Raw genomic sequence first — 16167 nt, forward strand, 5'->3', positions numbered from 1 at the left:
GCAAAAGAAAAGGGCAGGTCCTAAGACCTGCCCTCAAACCTTGCGGTTCAGATCAACTTAGAAGTTGAACTGTGCACCGAAGTCAGCTTGGGTCACGCTTGTGCCCTGACCGCGCTTCGAGCGACCAACACCACCGCGCAGGGTTACACCGCCGCCCAGATCGTAGATGGCGCCGATGCCGTACTGCTGGTTATCGTCGTCAGCAGAACCGTCACCGTAGACGAACTGCAGAGTGGTTGCGGAACCAACAGTGTAGGCACCCGAAACACCGTATGCAGTACCGTTGCGAGCAGCGTTGACCACGTCATCGTCCGCTACAAACAGGCTACCAGTGAAGTTGCCGAATTCTGCACCCAGAGTGAATACAGTCAGCGACTCTTTTGTGCTGGAGCTGTTCACGCTTGCTTTGGTCTGACCGTAGGCCAGAGCAGCTGTGATGTTGTTGAACGCATAGGTTGCGCTGATGTCCCAGCGGTCGCCGTCCTGCGGAACACCGTTAACTGCGAAAGTCGCTTGGTCGTACGATGCGCCGAACGAGAAGTCGCCAACTGCATACTGGAAGAATACAGCGTTCGAGCCCGAACCGGTCGACGAGTAAGCCAGGAAGTTGTAGTCAACGCCCGAGTACTGACCTGCGAACAGTTCCAGACCGATTTCAGTACCGTAGTAGTTTGCCAGGTTGTCAAACGAACCCGCTACGTTACCCGCGTCAACACGCAGACCGCCGTAGATGACCGAGAAACGTGCGCCGTTCAGGCCAGCCGAGTTGGCTTCACCGGTGTTGGCGTTTTCGTCAGCCTGCAGACGAACACGAGCCGAGAACTCAACGCCACCGTCGGTTTCTGCGGTGCCGTCGATGTTCAGACGGAAGCGCGAGACCAGGATGGTGTTGTCGGTTGCAACAGTCGCCGTGCCAACGGTCGGCGGAGTTGTGGTGGTGTCGATGTTCGGTACAGTACCGGTACGGTCTTCTTTGTACGCGATACCAAAACGGCCGTAGCCGCTGAACTTAACTTCCGCTGCTGCAACGCTTGCGGTCGCGATCAGCGCGGTCGTTGCGAAGAGAACTTTTTTCATCTTGTTTCCCTCGGTTTCAATAATTTCTACTCGACATATGCCTGCTGCACATGTCTCAGCACGGACATCGTTTCGCTCTTTTCGCCCCCAAAGCGCAAGCTTGCTATAAATGCACCGACGTCATTGAGCCCTGATTGGTGCAAGGATGCCACAGTGCATTTGTGCGAAAAGCTGCGCCGACCCCCCGACGGCACATGAACGTGCCCGCAGTGCCCCTAATTAATAAGTGCCAAGTTGGGGGTTGTTGCAGGAGTTTTCCTTCTCTAGGAGTATCTCTCAGCAATAAACAACAAGTGAAACAGGACCTGCCGACGATGCGCCTGCTGACGATTCCGGGTTTGATCATACTGACTGCCACCGTTTCGGCCTGCGGTCGTAATAACGACGGGCCTCCGGCTTACAACCCGAAGACACTTGGGGGCGGAAATGCAGCCGAGGCGGAACTTGATGATCCGAATCGCTCGACAATCTGGGATTTGTTTGGCCCGAATAACGCCGAACAGACCACCCAGGTGAATCGGTACTTGTGGGCGGCATCGCTTGATGTGCTGAATTTCCTGCCCGTTCAGGAGGTTGATCCGTTTACCGGTGTCATCGTCACTGGATACGGCACACCTCCGGGTGGAGGCCGATCCTATCGCGCGACTGTGCATATCAGCGATCCGGCCCTTGCAGCACGCTCTTTGTCGGTCGCGCTGCAGACGAGCGGAGGTGCTCCGGTAAGCGCCGCAACAACGCGGGCGGTCGAAGACGCCATCCTGTCGCGGGCGCGCCAGCTACGTATTGCGGACAACAAGCTCTAGTAACCCGCATCAAATCGCAATATTACCACGCCGGGTTCATGCCCGGCGTTTTCATTACGAAGGACCGTACGATGTCTCGCTACTCGGCCAACGAAATCGAAGCAAAATGGCAGGAAGCCTGGGACAAGGCTGGAATCTTCACCGCCAACCACAAGGCGGACAAGCCGAAGTATTACGTGCTTGAGATGTTCCCCTACCCGTCGGGCCGAATCCATATGGGGCACGTACGCAACTATACGATGGGCGATGTGATCGCGCGTCACAAGCTGGCAACAGGACACAACGTGCTGCACCCGATGGGCTGGGATGCGTTTGGGATGCCCGCGGAAAATGCCGCTATGGCCATTGGCGGCCACCCCAAAGACTGGACCTATAGCAATATTGCCGACATGCGCGGGCAGATGAAACCGCTGGGCCTGTCGATTGACTGGTCCCGCGAATTCGCCACCTGTGACCCGGAATATTACGGCCAGCAGCAGGCATTGTTCCTTGATATGCTCGATGCTGGCTTGGTTTACCGCAAGAACGCCGTGGTGAACTGGGATCCGGTCGATATGACTGTTCTGGCCAATGAACAGGTGGAAAACGGCCGCGGATGGCGCTCGGGAGCCTTGGTAGAGCGACGCGAGCTGACCCAATGGTTCTTCAAGATTTCCGATTATTCCGAAGAGCTGCTCGACGCGCTGGATACACTGGACAACTGGCCCGCCAAAGTACGCCTGATGCAGGAAAACTGGATCGGCAAGTCACGCGGCCTTCAGTTCGGGTTCGAACGTACCGATGGCGAAGAGCCGATCACCGTATATACGACTCGCCCCGATACGCTGCTGGGCGCGTCCTTTGTCGGCATCTCACCAGACCACCCGATTGCCAAGCAGCTTGAGGCCGAAAACCCCGAAGTCGCTGAATTTGTTGCCGAATGCCGCAAGGGTGGCACCACGGAGGAGGCGATCGAGACCGCTGAGAAACTGGGCTATGATACCGGTATCCGCGTAAAACACCCGCTGGACCCGAATTGGGAACTGCCGGTCTGGATCGCGAACTTCATCCTGATGGACTACGGCACCGGCGCGATCTTTGCTTGCCCTGCACATGACCAGCGTGACCTCGATTTCTGCCGCAAATATGGCCTGCCGGTCGTCGATACATTCTTTGCACTTGATGACGACACGCCGGTCGACCGGATCGCCTTTGTACCTCCTAAAACTGAAAAAGTCCGCTGGGTGAATCACTTTGCTGGCTTGACCGAGGCGACAGGTGAAGAGGCAATCAACGCCACAGTCGATTTCGCAGAAAAGGCCGGTTGGGGCGAAGGTGTCACCAAATACCGTCTGCGCGACTGGGGCTTGTCACGCCAGCGCTATTGGGGTTGCCCGATTCCCGTTGTTCACTGTGAAAAATGCGGCACCGTGCCCGAAAAGAAAGAGAATCTGCCGATCGAGCTGCCGTATGACGATGGCAACGGTAAGCCGATAGACTTCTCGATCCCCGGCAACCCGCTAGACCGCCACCCCAACTGGCGTGATACCCCGTGTCCGTCTTGCGGCGCACCGGCCAAGCGCGAAACCGACACGATGGACACTTTCGTCGATTCGTCCTGGTATTTCGCCCGTTTCACTGCTCCGCGCGCTGAAACACCAACCGATCTGACGGAGGCCGAGTACTGGATGAATGTGGACCAGTACATCGGCGGGATCGAGCATGCGATTCTGCACCTGCTCTATTCGCGTTTCTTTGCCCGGGCGATGAACATCACCGGACACCTGCCGAATAAGGCCATTGAGCCGTTCAATGCCCTGTTCACGCAAGGCATGGTGACACATGAGATTTATCAGACCCGTGATGCCAACGGTCGTCCGGTCTATCACCTGCCCGAGGACGTGACCGACGGCAAATTGGCTGACGGCACCGAGGTCGAGATCATCCCCTCGGCCAAAATGTCGAAGTCCAAGAAAAACGTGGTCGACCCCGTCAGCATCATCTCGGCCTTCGGTGCCGATACCGCGCGCTGGTTCGTTCTGTCCGATTCGCCGCCGGAGCGTGACGTGGAGTGGACCGCTGCGGGTGCGGAAGCAGCCTTTAAACACCTGAACCGGGTGTGGAATCTCTGCGACAAGATCGGCGCAATGGACCCTGATGCGAAAGGCGAAGGGGATGAGGAACTGCTGCGCGAGATGCACAAGACCATCCACGATGTGACGCTGGGTGTGGAAAGCTTTGGCTTTAACGCTGCTATCGCGAAACTCTATGCATTCACCAATACGCTTGCGAAATCCAAAGCAGGTGCAGCCGCTCAAAAGCAGGCGATCAAGACACTGGCGCAGCTGATGTCGCCAATGACCCCGCATCTGGCCGAGGATATCTGGGCACATCAGGGCGGCGAAGGTCTGGTGGCCGTCGCTCCTTGGCCGGTCGCTGACGAGGCAATGCTGGTTGATGACACCGTCACCCTGCCGATCCAGATCAACGGCAAGCGCCGCGCAGAAATCAGCGTGGCCAAGGATCTGGCCAAGGATAAGGTTGAAAAAATCGCGCTCAGCACCGAAGCTGTGCAAAAGGCGCTGGATGGTAAGGCGCCCAAGAAAGTGATCGTTGTGCCGGGCCGGATCGTCAATGTCGTCGTTTGATCGCAGAACCTTGTTGCTGATGCCGCTGGCAATCGCCGCGTGCGGTTTTCAACCCGTATATGCTCCGGGTGGGGCGGGATCGAACCTTTACGGAAAGGTCGCCGTTTCTGCCCCCAATACGGTCGACAGCTATTTGCTGGTCCAGAATCTCGAGCAACGGCTCGGACGTAGTGCGACATCGGGCAGTGACTACAATCTGGATGTGCAGGTTTCGGCCGTTGTCCGGGGTGCCGCTATCACCCCTACCAACGAAACTACGCGCTACACGATTGATGGTCGGGCGGATTACTCGCTGAAATCAGCGGAAACCGGTCAAATCTTGGCTTCGGGCACGGTGACTGATTTCGTCGCCTACTCTGCTGCAGGTTCAACCGTGTCTACACTTGCGGATGAACGCGATGCAAAGGATCGGTTGATGACGATTCTCGCGGATCAGATTGTCACGCAGCTTTACGCCAATCCCGGTCTGGCCACATGAAATTAAGCCCGCGTGAGGCAGAAGGCTATTTCGCTAAGCCTGACGCGGACAAGATTGGATTGTTGATCTACGGGTCGGACGCCATGCGCGTCGCACTCAAGCGTCAACAAGTCTTGGCATCTCTGCTCGGCCCGAATGCCGAAGAAGAGATGCGCCTGACCCGAATGCCCGGTGCAGAATTGCGCGGTGATCCGGCACTTTTGTTGGATGCGGTCAAAGCAGTTGGCTTTTTCCCTGGTCCCCGGGCCGTTTTCGTCGAAGACACAACAGATGCTGCCGCACCGGCGATCATCTCGGCGCTTGAAGACTGGGCAGCCGGTGACGCACAGATCATCATCACGGCTGGGCAGCTCAAACCAAGTTCCAAAATCCGCAAGGCGTTTGAGGCGAATCCTGCAGCCTATGCGGTTGGTATCTATGACGATCCGCCATCGCGGGCCGAGGTTGAGCGGGTACTCAACCAAGCCGGATTGCAGAACACCCCACGTGATTCCATGTCTGCTCTCAGCGAGTTGGCGACAGGGTTAAGTCCGGGAGATTTCACCCAAACCGTTGAAAAACTGTCGCTTTACAAGCGCGGTGACGAATCGGAATTGACGGTCGAAGATATCGAGGCTTGCGCACCCCGCTCGACCGAGGCGGCATTGGACGATGTGCTGAACGTAGTGGCCGAAGGTCGCGCCGGAGAGATCGGGCCGCTGATCCGGCGCCTGCAGGCGCAGGGGACCAATGGTGTAACCCTATGCATCGGTGCAACCCGGCATTTCCGTACACTTTATGCCTGTGCCTCTGATCCAGGTGGGGCTGCACAAGGCATCGGCAAACTGCGCCCGCCCGTTTATGGCAAACGGCGTGACCGCATTCTGCGACAGGCGCAGGGTTGGGGTGCACCCAAGCTACAAACCGCACTTACGGTTCTGACCGATACGGACCTGTCTCTGCGGTCAGCCGGACAAACTGCGCCCGCTATGGCGTTGGTCGAACGCGCGATGATCCGGATCGCCATGCTGGCCCGTTCACGCTGAGGTGACCTCCCGTTTGACTTGACGCCTCCCAATTGAACTTCAGATTGGACGCAGACATGTCAGCCGGGAGATTCTCATGTACAAAGTTTATGGTCGCATCCAAAGCCGCGCATCGCGGGTAATCTGGTTGCTGGAGGAGCTGGGACAGGACTACGAGTTCATCAATGTCGGACCGCATGATCCTCAGGTGCTGGCTTTGAACCCGTCGGGTAAAATTCCGGTTCTTGTGGACGGGAACACTGTATTTTCGGACAGCTCGGCGATCATGACCTATCTGGCCGACAAGCATGGTGCATTTACCTTCCCGGCCGGCACCAAAGAGCGTGCTACGCAAGATTCTCTGTTTCACGCGCTTCTGGATGAATTTGACGCAGTTTTGTGGGTCGCTGCGCGCCACGGGTTCGCTTTGCCCGAAGAAAAACGTGTACCGCAGATCTCGGATTCAGCGAAATGGGAATTCGACCGAAACTTTCAGCGTATGGGTGATCGGTTCAAAGGTCCCTTCCTGCAAGGTGATACCATGACCATTGCCGACATCCTGTGCATCCATTGCATGAGCTGGGCAAAGTCCGCCGGTTTCCCGCTGAATTCGGACGTGTTGAAAGCCTACGGCAAAGAGGTACGCAATCGCCCTGCCTATCTCAAGTTGGGAGAGCTGGCTCAAGCCGCCTAATCGTTACCGGTCTGCTGCAACCATTCCGCAGCAGACCTGCCAGCCCACCGACCGGTCGCGAGACACGCAGTCAACAGATACCCCCCGGTCGGGGCCTCCCAATCCAGCATCTCACCGGCACAGAACACGCCCGGCAAGTCGCGTAGCATCAGCCCGTCATCCATGACTGATCGTTTTACGCCACCAGCTGTTGAGATAGCCTCGTCCAAGGGCCGCAATCCCGCATGGCGGATTGGAAGCTTTTTCAGCATCCTGACCGGGTCTTCCTGCATTTGTGGATCGCCCTTTGACATCTCATGAAAAAGGGCAATCTTTTGCGGCGAAAGGCGCAACCCATTCTTAAGCCATTGGGAAAGAGTAGTTTTTGATTTTTTCCTGGCAAATCTGGCCTTCAATTCGTCCCGAGTTATATCGGGCAACAGATCAACACAAAGCGGCACCCCGTCCCGCAATGCAGGGGTCAGAGGGTAGAGGCCACCACCTTCCAAACCGTTTGCTGATATCGTCGCCTCACCCCGGCTTTCCAATTCTCCGGCGGTCCAGCGCACCGCCTTGAGAGCAGCACCAAAATGGGCCTGCATATATGCGCTCCATTCTACTGAGAGTGCCGAATTAGCGGGCGCAAACGGAGCAATCGAAACACTTTTGTCAGCCAGAACCGGTGCCCATGCACCATCCGAGCCCAGACGAGACCAACTGGCACCGCCCAGCGCCAGAATCGTCGCATCCGCCTGTACTTCGGTGCGGTCGTCAGAGGTCTCAAACACCAGAGAAGAACCCTCCCAGCCAGTCCAACGCCATCGAGTTCTGATCTGAACACCTTTTTCCCCCAGACGCGCCAACCAAGCCCGAAGCAGAGGCGACGCCTTCATGACCTTCGGAAATACTCGTCCAGTGGAACCGGTAAACAACTCCTGCCCCAGATCTTGGGCCCAGCCCTGAACGGAATGTGCGTCGAATTCGGCAATGATCGGGCCCAGCCAGTTCTGCGCCTGATCGTAAGACTGGATCAATTGCTCGAACGGCTCATCCTTGGTCAGGTTCAGACCGGACTTCCCGGCCATCAGAAACTTGCGCGCGACCGAGGGTTTGGCTTCGGCTACGAGAACCGAATGACCAGCATCAGCAAGCTGCTCAGCGGCCATCAGCCCGGCTGGACCTGCCCCGATCACCACGGTCTGCGCCATCATCACCCTCTTGCGTTGCTCTGTTTTCAGCGCGAATTTGCTGTCATCATGACGAACAGCGATCCGATCTGCCCACTTTGCGACCGCCCCATTCCGGACGGGACCGGCAGCCTGCATCATCTGATCCCAAAACTCAAAGGGGGCAAGGGTGGAGCAACAGTTTTGCTACATCAGATTTGTCATAAAGAGGTTCACGCCACTCTGACCGAGGCCGAGCTTGCGCGCAGTTTCAATACTGTCGATGCCCTGCGCGCCCACCCTCGCCTCGAGAAATTTCTCAATTGGGTTCGCAAACGTCCGCCCGGATTTCGCTCCAAAGTTCCGGGCAAGCGACGCGGGCGATGATCAGCCGGGCAAGACCGGATCGCCCTGCACATCCTGCAACGGCTGGGTGAGGCCCTGAACCTCAATCCCCCGATATTCTGGCACAGAGACAAATCGAGCCTCAGGAACGTGTTGGAGTTCAAGCGTTGTATAGGGACGCTTCCAAAGCCACTCTCGGTTTTCAACGGCCCAGAGATCCGGGTTTGGCGGCCTCTCATCGGTGAAAGCATAGAAATGCAGATCGAAACCGTAGGGGGCAACTTCCTGTATCGAAAGCAATTGCATTCCCTGTTTGCGCCAGAAAGTTTCTTCGGAGGCTATATCACCTGTCCGCAGCGTGATCTGACCGATGCAGGCTTCAGAAAACGGTGAAGCCGGATCGCCAGCTTTCACCGGACGATTGCTTTCGAAATCATGCTGCAGCAATTCGATGACAAAGCCTTCGGGGTCGCTCAGATGGCACATATAGCCGATATCCAGAAACTGGTTCGGCTCACTTACGGGCACACCCATCCGACGTAGATGCGAAGCTGCTAAATCCACGTTCGGCAGCGTGATGCCAATCTTCCAATATCGATGCCCCCTGTCGTGGCTGTACCCGTTGCCTCCGGGCATCAACAAAAGATCTGCATCCTGCCCGGGATAACCAACGCGAAGGTTTGGCCCCTCGTGTGATACCGACATCCCCAGAACATCCCGATAGAAATCGGCCAATCGACCCGGGTCGGCAACACGCAGGTGTAATGCGGAAAGCCTCATCCACATAGCTCCGCAATGCCTGCCGCAATCCTGGGCTCAGCGGCAACGCTGTCAGCAACGAGGTCACGTGCGGTTTGCATCAGCAGGTCGGGTTCAACGATGCGATCCACCAGTCCGAAGGCATAAGCCTCGTCTGCTGAAATTTTCTGCCCTGCCATCAGGATCATTTTGGTTCTCGATGGACCGATCAATGCAGCCATCCGTTTAGGATCAGAGGGTTGCGGCAGGAAACCCAGTTTCATCACAGGATAGAAAAACCTGGCAGAAGGGACGGCAATACGAATATCGCAGGCCAGTACCATCCCATTCGCACCGCCAGCCAATGTACCATTCAGAGCGGCAACAGTCAGGCACGGCAGGGCTGCAATAGCACCCGACAAACGCTCCCACACATCCGAGGTCGCAAGCCCGGCACGTGCCTCATCAAGATCTGCGCCGGCGCTGAACACTTTGCCAGCACCGGTCAGAATCAAAGCCTTGGCTTCGGTCGCCGACTCGGCGATTTCGGCCAGTTCCGTCAGCATGGCCTCGGTCAAGGCGTTCGCCTTGTCGGGGTTATTGATAGTGACCGTCCACAGACCACCGTCTTGGGTGAGTTCGATCACGACAGTCCGATCCTTTTGCGAATGTCTTCCACCCTCAGCGAGATTTCCGCACCAAGAAACTCATCTGCATCTTCAGAACACATCCACAGCAGCGCGCGGGCAGGCCAATCCGCCGGGATGTGATCCTCCCAGTCCAACTGGCTGACGGGGTTGATGCCGCTAGCCTTGATCACACGCTGCATTTCTGTGGCAACCGTTCCGGGTGAAAGCCCCATTGCACGGATCCCGTGATGTGCTTCTTCCAGATGCAGACATTCGGTCAGCATCTTTGCACCGGCCTTCGAGGCACAATAGTGGCTCCATGCCTCAACCGGGTTTGATGCCGCACCCGAAGATACTGTCAACACAGTACCTCCGCCTGCCGCTCTCATGATGGGTAAAGCAGCACGCATTCCGTAGAAGACACCCTTGAGGTTGATATCAATCGCCTGACTCCATGCATCTGTATCAGCGTTGGATAAATGGAATATCGGCTCGATGACCCCTGCATTGCCGATCAGGATGTCCAGACCACCGAACCGGTCAACACAATCAGCAACCGCCTGCTCGACCTGTGCAAAGTTGCTGACGTCGCAGGCCAGCGCGATTGCATTATCGCCCAGCGCGGCCGCGAGCGCCTCGATCTGGTCGCGGCTGCGAGCCACCAAAGCGACATTGGCACCGGCTGCGGCAAAAACGCGCCCCGCCTCTGCGCCGATACCCCTGCTCGCGCCGGTAATGAGAACTGTTTTGCCCTGCAACTGCATCGTCTGCTCCCCATGCTTTGAGATTGAGTAACGTCGTACCGTGCAAAGGGGGAATTGGTCCACCCCTTGCCCCCTTGACGACCGACGCCTCAGGCACGACGATGCGCCCAAAATTGATGAAGAAGGGTTCCCTTATGTCTGTTTTCCTTCGCCGCAGCTGCGGCGCGGCCTTGGCTTATGCCGTTATTACCCAAGGCGCATTTGCTGAAGTTACTGCAAAAGATGTCTGGTCGGACTGGCAGTCCTACATGAGCAGCATGGGTTACACCGTGAGCGGAGACGAGAGTGTCTCGGGCGATGTAACCACCATTTCCAATCTCACCATGACCATGGATATCCCGGAAAATGACGGGAAATTCGACATGGTCGTGCCTGAAATGAAGCTGACTGAAAACGGCGACGGCACTGTGAGCATCAACTTCCCCGATAGCTTTCCAATGACCATTTCCGGGGATGCTGAAGGTGAGGCGTTCTCGGTTGATGTTCTGTATACCCATAGCCAGCTTGAGATGCTTGTCTCGGGCTCGCCCGAAGATATGACCTATGACTATTCGGCCGACAGCCTTGGAATCTCGCTGGACAAGATCGAGGTTGATGGGGAAGCCATGCCCGACGACGCGCTTGTCGTGAAAGTCTCGATGAATGACTTTACCGGCAAATCGCGGATGCTGATCGGTGAAAACCGCGATGTTGATCAGAGCTTTACCGCAGCGGACCTGACTTATGATCTGATGTTCGATGAACCGGACTCAGATGAAAAGGCTCGTATCAACGGCAAGCTGGAGAAACTAGCTTTTGAGGGTGAAAACATCATCCCCGCTGGTTTCAACTTTGCAGACATCCAGAGCGCTTACGAAGCAGGCTTCTCGTTCTCGGGCGTCTTTGACTATGCCGCCGGGATGACAAACATCGCCGGAACCAGCGAAGGCGAAGACTTCTCGATGGCCAGCAGCTCGGAAGGGGGTCGTTTCGCGGCGAGCATCGACGCTGAGCGCCTTGCTTATGACGTTGAGCAGAACAGTTCGAAACTGGAAGTAACAACCGCTGAACTGCCTTTCCCGATCGAAATCGCTATGGCGAAAGCAGGCTTCAAGTTCGAATTCCCTATTAAGGCTTCGGAAGAGATTCAGCCTTTCGGCTTTGCCATGAACCTGACCGATTTCACCATGTCAGATGTGCTGTGGAGCATGTTCGATCCTGCAGGCGAATTGCCGCGTGATCCGGCGACAATCTCGCTCGACACGTCCGGCACAGCCAAGGTCATGGTGAACATCTTGGATCCTGAAGTCGCAGAATCGCTCGAATCTTCGGATGAGATGCCAGGTGAACTGCACTCGCTGAAGGTTAACGAGCTGCTGGTTTCGCTGGTTGGCGCCAAACTGACGGGCGATGGTGATTTCACCTTCGACAATTCCAACACCGAGAGCATTGACGATCTTCCGGTTCCGGCTGGCGTTGCAAATCTGCAATTGGTTGGTGCAAACGCTCTGATCGACAAACTGATCGGCATGGGTCTGATGTCTGACAACGACGCGATGGGCGCGCGTATGATGATGGGCATGATGGCCGTACCGGGCGAAGAACCCGATACGCTGAACTCGACCATCGAATTCACAGAAGACGGTCAGATTTTGGCTAACGGTCAGCGCATCAAGTAAGCGCCTCAGAATAGAAAAGACCGCACTGCGGTCTTTTCTTCCTTCGGGAACTCAGGGTTACGGTGATCGCTTCAATTTCGCTAAGAATTGACCGCAACCGAACCCTATGAATACCTTCATTATCTCAGGTATATCGCTCGTTTCGCTGGGTTTTGATGCACCCAACCAGGTGTCTGGTCTTGCGGGACGCGCCGTCCAAGGCTAGGTCCAATGAAGTCAGACGGAGGCCTCATGACCAGAACGCCCGAAGAAATAAGCCACCAATTGCTGGATGCCGCGCGCAAAGCGGGCGCTGAATCTGCGGACGCCATCGTAATCGACGGCTCGTCAGTTTCGGTCGAGGTCAGATCAGGCGTGCTGGAACACGCGGAACGGGCTGAAAGCACAGATCTGGGGCTGCGGGTCTTCCTTGGCAAACGTCAGGCGATCGTATCCAGTTCGGACAGCCGTCCGGAAACATTGGCCGCGATGGCCGAGCGCGCAGTGGCCATGGCGCGCGAAGCACCCGAAGATCCGTTTACGGGGCTCGCAGATGCTGATCAGCTGTCCAAAGGCTGGGACATGGATGCGCTGGAATTGTTCGACCCCACGCCAGAACCGTCTGCTGACGCACTTATGAGCGACGCCATCAATGCCGAAGCCGCAGCTTTGGCCGTTCAAGGCGTTTCGCAGGTATCGGACGCGGCAGCAGCCTATGGAACCCATGTTGTGCATCTGGCGGCAACCAACGGGTTTTCAGGCGGCTACGCACGCACCAGCCGCTCAACTTCCTGTGTCGCCATCTCCGGCGAAGGCACCGGGATGGAGCGTGATTATGATGGCGACAGCAGAAGCTTTCAGGCTGATCTGCGTGATCCGGAAGAAATCGGGCGTACCGCGGGCGAACGCGCAGTCCAACTTGTCGGCGCCCAAAAGCCTGCAACCGGCAGCTTTCCGGTTTTGTTCGACGAACGCATCTCATCTTCTTTGATCGGCCACCTTTTGGCGGCCAGCAACGGTGCCGCAATCGCGCGCGGTGCATCGTGGTTAAAGGAATGTTTGGGTGAGCAGGTTTTACCTGCGCATCTGTCACTGATCGAAGACCCGCATCGCCCTCGCATTGCGGGTTCCAGACCCTTTGACGCCGAGGGATTGTCCACTCAACGCCGCTCCATCGTTGAGAATGGTGTTCTGACCGGATGGACCCTTGACCTATCCAGTGCACGTAAGCTGGACATGAAATCCACAGGCAACGCCGCACGTGGCGTGTCGGGGCCGCCTTCACCCAGCAACTGGAACCTCAGCCTAACGCCGGGCGACAAGAGCCGCGCCGACCTGTTGCGGGATATGGGAACGGGACTTTTGGTAACCTCGATGATCGGTTCAACGATCAACCCCAATACGGGCGATTATTCCCGTGGTGCATCGGGTTTCTGGGTGGAAAACGGCGAGATCACGCACCCCGTTAACGAATGTACCATCGCGGGCAATCTGCGGGATATGCTGATGCGGATCATCCCGGCCAACGATGCGCGCCCATACCTTTCGCGCGTCGTACCATCGTTGCTGATCGAAGGAATGACACTTGCCGGCAACTGACCTGTCCCTGCTGATAGACGCCGCACTTGAGGCCGGAAAAATCGCCACCCGTTACTCGGGCAGCGAGGCGCAGCGCTGGGACAAGCCGGATGGAGCGGGCCCGGTGACCGAAGCGGACCTCGCAGTCAATGCGATGCTGGAGCAGCGCCTGCCATCAGCCAGGCCCGGATATGGGTGGCTGAGCGAAGAAACCGAAGACAACGCTGACCGTCTCTCACGCGATCGAGTCTTTATCATCGATCCGATCGACGGCACCCGCAGCTTTGCCGAAGGGTCCCGCACGTGGGCACATTCTCTGGCCGTTGCTGAAAATGGCGTGGTCACGGCCGCAGTGATTTATCTGCCTCTGCGTGATCTGCTGTTCGCCGCCGCCCACGATCAGGGGGCAACTTTGAATGGTGAACCGGTTCGGGTTTCGCAGACGAATGACGTCCAGAAAGCCGATATTCTGGCCGCAAAACCAAATCTCGATACCCGCCACTGGCGGTCCGGGCAGGTGCCGGAGTTCAAACGCTCCTACCGACCCTCTCTCGCTTATCGTATGGCGTTGGTTGCGCAAGGTCGGTTCGATGCGATGCTAACCCTGCGCCCCAGCTGGGAATGGGATATCGCTGCAGGCGATCTGATCCTGCGTGAGGCAGGTGGAGTATGCTCGGACCGTATGTGCAGCCCCCTGCGCTTCAACAACGCACACCCACGACTGAACGGTGTCGTCGGTGCAGGTCCAGATTTGCACCCACTACTGTGCGCTCAACTCGATCCTGCGGGCACCGGCATTGACGCATGAGTAAACCACGTTCTCTCAGCCTGGCGGCCTATCGTGTTCTGTCATGGGGTGTCCCGAGTAGCAACGGACGGCCACCCGAGCCTCGTCCCGATGGAGAGCTATTGTGGATTCATATAGGCTCACACGACCGATTGCGGGCAGTAGAGGACTTTTGTCAGCGTTTGCTTCCGGTTCGTCCCGGTTTGTCTTTGCTGCTGACCACACCGCATGATGCAGATCTCAGGGATTGGGGAGATCACAGCGGTATTCTGGTTAATCTGCCTGCAGAGCAAACAGGTGCCGCGCGCGGATTCCTCGACCACTGGCGGCCTGACATGGGGGTCTGGATTGGTGGTGGCCTGATGCCCAATCTGATCACCCGCGCCGAAGAACGCGGCATCCCGATGATCCTGCTGGAGGCTGAAGTAGACGTCAAAGTCGGCCGAGGTGGCAAATGGCTGCCCGACATCACACGCTATACTTTCGACTGTTTTCGAAAGATTCTCTCCACTTCCGAGGCTACAGCACGACAGGTTCGAAAACTTGGCATCCCTTCGTCGAAGGTCTCAGTGGCGCCACCCCTACACATCAGTCCCGCACCGCGACCCTGGCCCGAGGATGAATTGATCGAAACAAACCATGCGCTTGCCGGCAGGCCGGTTTGGCTGGCCGCGTGGGTGCAGGACAAAGAATTCATTTCTGTGCTCAGTGCGCACCGGCAAGCCTTGCGAATGTTACCACGTCTTGCACTTGTGCTTCATGTCGCCGACATGTCCGAAGCTGAACCCCTTCATCGTCGTTTGGAAGCAATGGACCTCAGATGCGCAAACTGGGACGATGGGGACATGATCGAAGATACCACACAGGTAATTTTGACCTCGGACCCTGAAGATCTGGGTCTGTGGCACCGCGTTTCAGCCGTGACGTTCATGGGCAGCTCTCTGGAGAGAGGTGCAGGGGGCCGCGATCCTCTGGTCGCGACTGCACTTGGATCAGCGGTGGTTCATGGTCCTTACGTGAACAAGTTCCAAACCCTCTATGATCAACTAAGACAGGCGAATGCTGCACGCGCTGTCAGGTCTGCCACAGAACTCGGCGATGCTGTCGTTGAATTGCTGGCTCCGGATCGTGCGGCCGACATGGCGCTTGCGGGATGGCAAATGGTGACCGAGGGTGCCCCTCAGGCGGATCTACTTATCGATATGGTACAGGAGACGCTGGATCAGCGGAGAGCCGAAAATGCGGGCGCCTGAATTCTGGAATACCTCGCCGGACCAGTTGGATTTACGCGCCCGGCTGTTGGCGCCGCTTGGGAAAATCTACGCAAATGCCACAGCTCGCCGGGTGGCCTCGGAGAACGGAATCGACCCCGGTATTCCGGTCGTCTGTATTGGCAATCTGAACGCAGGCGGCACCGGAAAAACACCAACGGTCATCTGGGTGGTCGAAAAACTGCGCGATGCCTGGCACAAGCCACATGTCGTTACCCGCGGGCACGGCGGTTCCCTCGAGGGTCCTGTCCGTGTTGATCCAGGCAAACACACTGCCGCACAGGTTGGCGACGAACCACTCTTGCTGGCAGCTTTTGCCGAAGTGTGGGTTTCCAAGGATCGCGCCGCCGGGGCCCGGGCCGCCGCCGATGGCGGAGCGACAGTTATCGTGCTGGACGATGGGTTTCAGAACCCATCTGTTGCCAAAGATTTCTCAATCATTGTGGTCGATGCCTCTCGTGGATTCGGCAATGGGTTATGTTTACCGGCAGGGCCATTGAGGGAACCGGTCGATATCGGGTTGCAACGCGCAGATTTGGTTTTGTCTCTGGGTGACAATGCAGCTCAGGAACAGTTTGTTGATCGTTGGG

At 57.1% G+C, this 16167-nt stretch carries 15 protein-coding genes; 10 read left to right on the forward strand and 5 right to left on the reverse strand.

Annotated features, from left to right (window positions below; all coding sequences use genetic code 11):
• Nucleotides 1-57 precede the first annotated feature (57 nt).
• On the reverse strand, nucleotides 58-1077 hold the full coding sequence (locus E1297_RS33615; RefSeq protein WP_155145821.1) for a porin: 1020 nt from the start codon (nucleotides 1075-1077) through the stop codon (nucleotides 58-60).
• 314 nt (nucleotides 1078-1391) lie between these two features.
• On the opposite strand from E1297_RS33615, the gene E1297_RS33620 reads away from it, so the two are divergent.
• The 5 genes from E1297_RS33620 (at nucleotide 1392) to E1297_RS33640 (ending at nucleotide 6683) form a co-directional block, all read left to right on the forward strand.
• Nucleotides 1392-1880 (forward strand): DUF3576 domain-containing protein, encoded by a 489-nt coding sequence (locus E1297_RS33620; protein ID WP_155145823.1) that lies wholly within the window; start codon nucleotides 1392-1394, stop codon nucleotides 1878-1880.
• 71 nt (nucleotides 1881-1951) lie between these two features.
• Complete coding sequence (leuS, locus tag E1297_RS33625) at nucleotides 1952-4507, forward strand: leucine--tRNA ligase (protein ID WP_155145825.1); 2556 nt, start codon at nucleotides 1952-1954, stop codon at nucleotides 4505-4507.
• Nucleotides 4494-4985 carry an LPS assembly lipoprotein LptE gene (gene lptE, locus E1297_RS33630; RefSeq protein WP_155145827.1) on the forward strand — a complete coding sequence of 164 codons (492 nt, stop codon included), beginning with the start codon at nucleotides 4494-4496 and terminating at the stop codon, nucleotides 4983-4985. The genes leuS and lptE overlap by 14 nt, the downstream gene beginning before the upstream one ends.
• Entirely contained in the window at nucleotides 4982-6010 is a 1029-nt protein-coding gene (holA, locus tag E1297_RS33635) for a DNA polymerase III subunit delta (RefSeq protein WP_155145829.1), read from the forward strand. The genes lptE and holA overlap by 4 nt, the downstream gene beginning before the upstream one ends.
• Before the next feature lie 76 nt (nucleotides 6011-6086).
• A complete protein-coding gene (locus E1297_RS33640) occupies nucleotides 6087-6683 on the forward strand; it encodes a glutathione S-transferase family protein (protein ID WP_155145830.1) in 597 nt (198 codons plus the stop codon).
• Here E1297_RS33640 and E1297_RS33645 read toward each other — a convergent pair.
• From E1297_RS33645 to E1297_RS33665, 4 genes are all read right to left on the reverse strand, one after another.
• The gene (locus E1297_RS33645; RefSeq protein WP_244327983.1) at nucleotides 6680-7987 is read right to left on the reverse strand and encodes a TIGR03862 family flavoprotein; all 1308 of its coding nucleotides are present in this window, start codon (nucleotides 7985-7987) and stop codon (nucleotides 6680-6682) included. The genes E1297_RS33640 and E1297_RS33645 overlap by 4 nt on opposite strands.
• A gap of 228 nt (nucleotides 7988-8215) precedes the next feature.
• Nucleotides 8216-8953 (reverse strand): VOC family protein, encoded by a 738-nt coding sequence (locus tag E1297_RS33655; RefSeq protein WP_155145835.1) that lies wholly within the window; start codon nucleotides 8951-8953, stop codon nucleotides 8216-8218.
• Nucleotides 8950-9558, reverse strand: a complete 609-nt coding sequence (locus E1297_RS33660) for an enoyl-CoA hydratase/isomerase family protein (protein WP_209016163.1) — start codon at nucleotides 9556-9558, stop codon at nucleotides 8950-8952. Before E1297_RS33660 ends, E1297_RS33655 begins: the two co-directional genes overlap by 4 nt.
• The gene (locus E1297_RS33665; RefSeq protein WP_155145837.1) at nucleotides 9555-10304 is read right to left on the reverse strand and encodes an SDR family oxidoreductase; all 750 of its coding nucleotides are present in this window, start codon (nucleotides 10302-10304) and stop codon (nucleotides 9555-9557) included. The genes E1297_RS33660 and E1297_RS33665 overlap by 4 nt, the downstream gene beginning before the upstream one ends.
• A 134-nt stretch (nucleotides 10305-10438) precedes the next feature.
• On the opposite strand from E1297_RS33665, the gene E1297_RS33670 reads away from it, so the two are divergent.
• The 5 genes from E1297_RS33670 to lpxK form a co-directional block, all read left to right on the forward strand.
• Nucleotides 10439-11962, forward strand: coding sequence for a DUF2125 domain-containing protein (locus E1297_RS33670; RefSeq protein ID WP_155145839.1), 1524 nt, complete (start codon nucleotides 10439-10441; stop codon nucleotides 11960-11962).
• A gap of 231 nt (nucleotides 11963-12193) precedes the next feature.
• Nucleotides 12194-13540: a TldD/PmbA family protein gene (locus E1297_RS33675; protein ID WP_155145841.1), complete on the forward strand. Its 1347-nt coding sequence runs from the start codon at nucleotides 12194-12196 to the stop codon at nucleotides 13538-13540.
• Nucleotides 13527-14327 carry a 3'(2'),5'-bisphosphate nucleotidase CysQ gene (locus E1297_RS33680; RefSeq protein ID WP_155145843.1) on the forward strand — a complete coding sequence of 267 codons (801 nt, stop codon included), beginning with the start codon at nucleotides 13527-13529 and terminating at the stop codon, nucleotides 14325-14327. The genes E1297_RS33675 and E1297_RS33680 overlap by 14 nt, the downstream gene beginning before the upstream one ends.
• Nucleotides 14324-15559 carry a 3-deoxy-D-manno-octulosonic acid transferase gene (locus E1297_RS33685; protein WP_155145845.1) on the forward strand — a complete coding sequence of 412 codons (1236 nt, stop codon included), beginning with the start codon at nucleotides 14324-14326 and terminating at the stop codon, nucleotides 15557-15559. Before E1297_RS33680 ends, E1297_RS33685 begins: the two co-directional genes overlap by 4 nt.
• Nucleotides 15546-16167, forward strand: a 622-nt coding sequence (gene lpxK, locus E1297_RS33690; RefSeq protein ID WP_155146006.1) for a tetraacyldisaccharide 4'-kinase, incomplete at its 3' end; no start/stop codon positions are given. The genes E1297_RS33685 and lpxK, both read left to right, overlap by 14 nt.

The organism is Roseibium sp. RKSG952 (assembly GCF_009711355.1).

Excerpts from the sequence above, each read along its gene's own strand:
- E1297_RS33615 (WP_155145821.1), bottom strand. The coding sequence starts at position 1,077 with ATGAAAAAAGTTCTCTTCGCAACGACCGCGCTGATCGCGACCGCAAGC.
- E1297_RS33620 (WP_155145823.1), top strand. The coding sequence starts at position 1,392 with ATGCGCCTGCTGACGATTCCGGGTTTGATCATACTGACTGCCACCGTT.
- leuS (WP_155145825.1), top strand. The coding sequence starts at position 1,952 with ATGTCTCGCTACTCGGCCAACGAAATCGAAGCAAAATGGCAGGAAGCC.
- lptE (WP_155145827.1), top strand. The coding sequence starts at position 4,494 with ATGTCGTCGTTTGATCGCAGAACCTTGTTGCTGATGCCGCTGGCAATC.
- holA (WP_155145829.1), top strand. The coding sequence starts at position 4,982 with ATGAAATTAAGCCCGCGTGAGGCAGAAGGCTATTTCGCTAAGCCTGAC.
- E1297_RS33640 (WP_155145830.1), top strand. The coding sequence starts at position 6,087 with ATGTACAAAGTTTATGGTCGCATCCAAAGCCGCGCATCGCGGGTAATC.
- E1297_RS33645 (WP_244327983.1), bottom strand. The coding sequence starts at position 7,987 with ATGCAGGCTGCCGGTCCCGTCCGGAATGGGGCGGTCGCAAAGTGGGCA.
- E1297_RS33655 (WP_155145835.1), bottom strand. The coding sequence starts at position 8,953 with ATGAGGCTTTCCGCATTACACCTGCGTGTTGCCGACCCGGGTCGATTG.
- E1297_RS33665 (WP_155145837.1), bottom strand. The coding sequence starts at position 10,304 with ATGCAGTTGCAGGGCAAAACAGTTCTCATTACCGGCGCGAGCAGGGGT.
- E1297_RS33670 (WP_155145839.1), top strand. The coding sequence starts at position 10,439 with ATGTCTGTTTTCCTTCGCCGCAGCTGCGGCGCGGCCTTGGCTTATGCC.
- E1297_RS33675 (WP_155145841.1), top strand. The coding sequence starts at position 12,194 with ATGACCAGAACGCCCGAAGAAATAAGCCACCAATTGCTGGATGCCGCG.
- E1297_RS33685 (WP_155145845.1), top strand. The coding sequence starts at position 14,324 with ATGAGTAAACCACGTTCTCTCAGCCTGGCGGCCTATCGTGTTCTGTCA.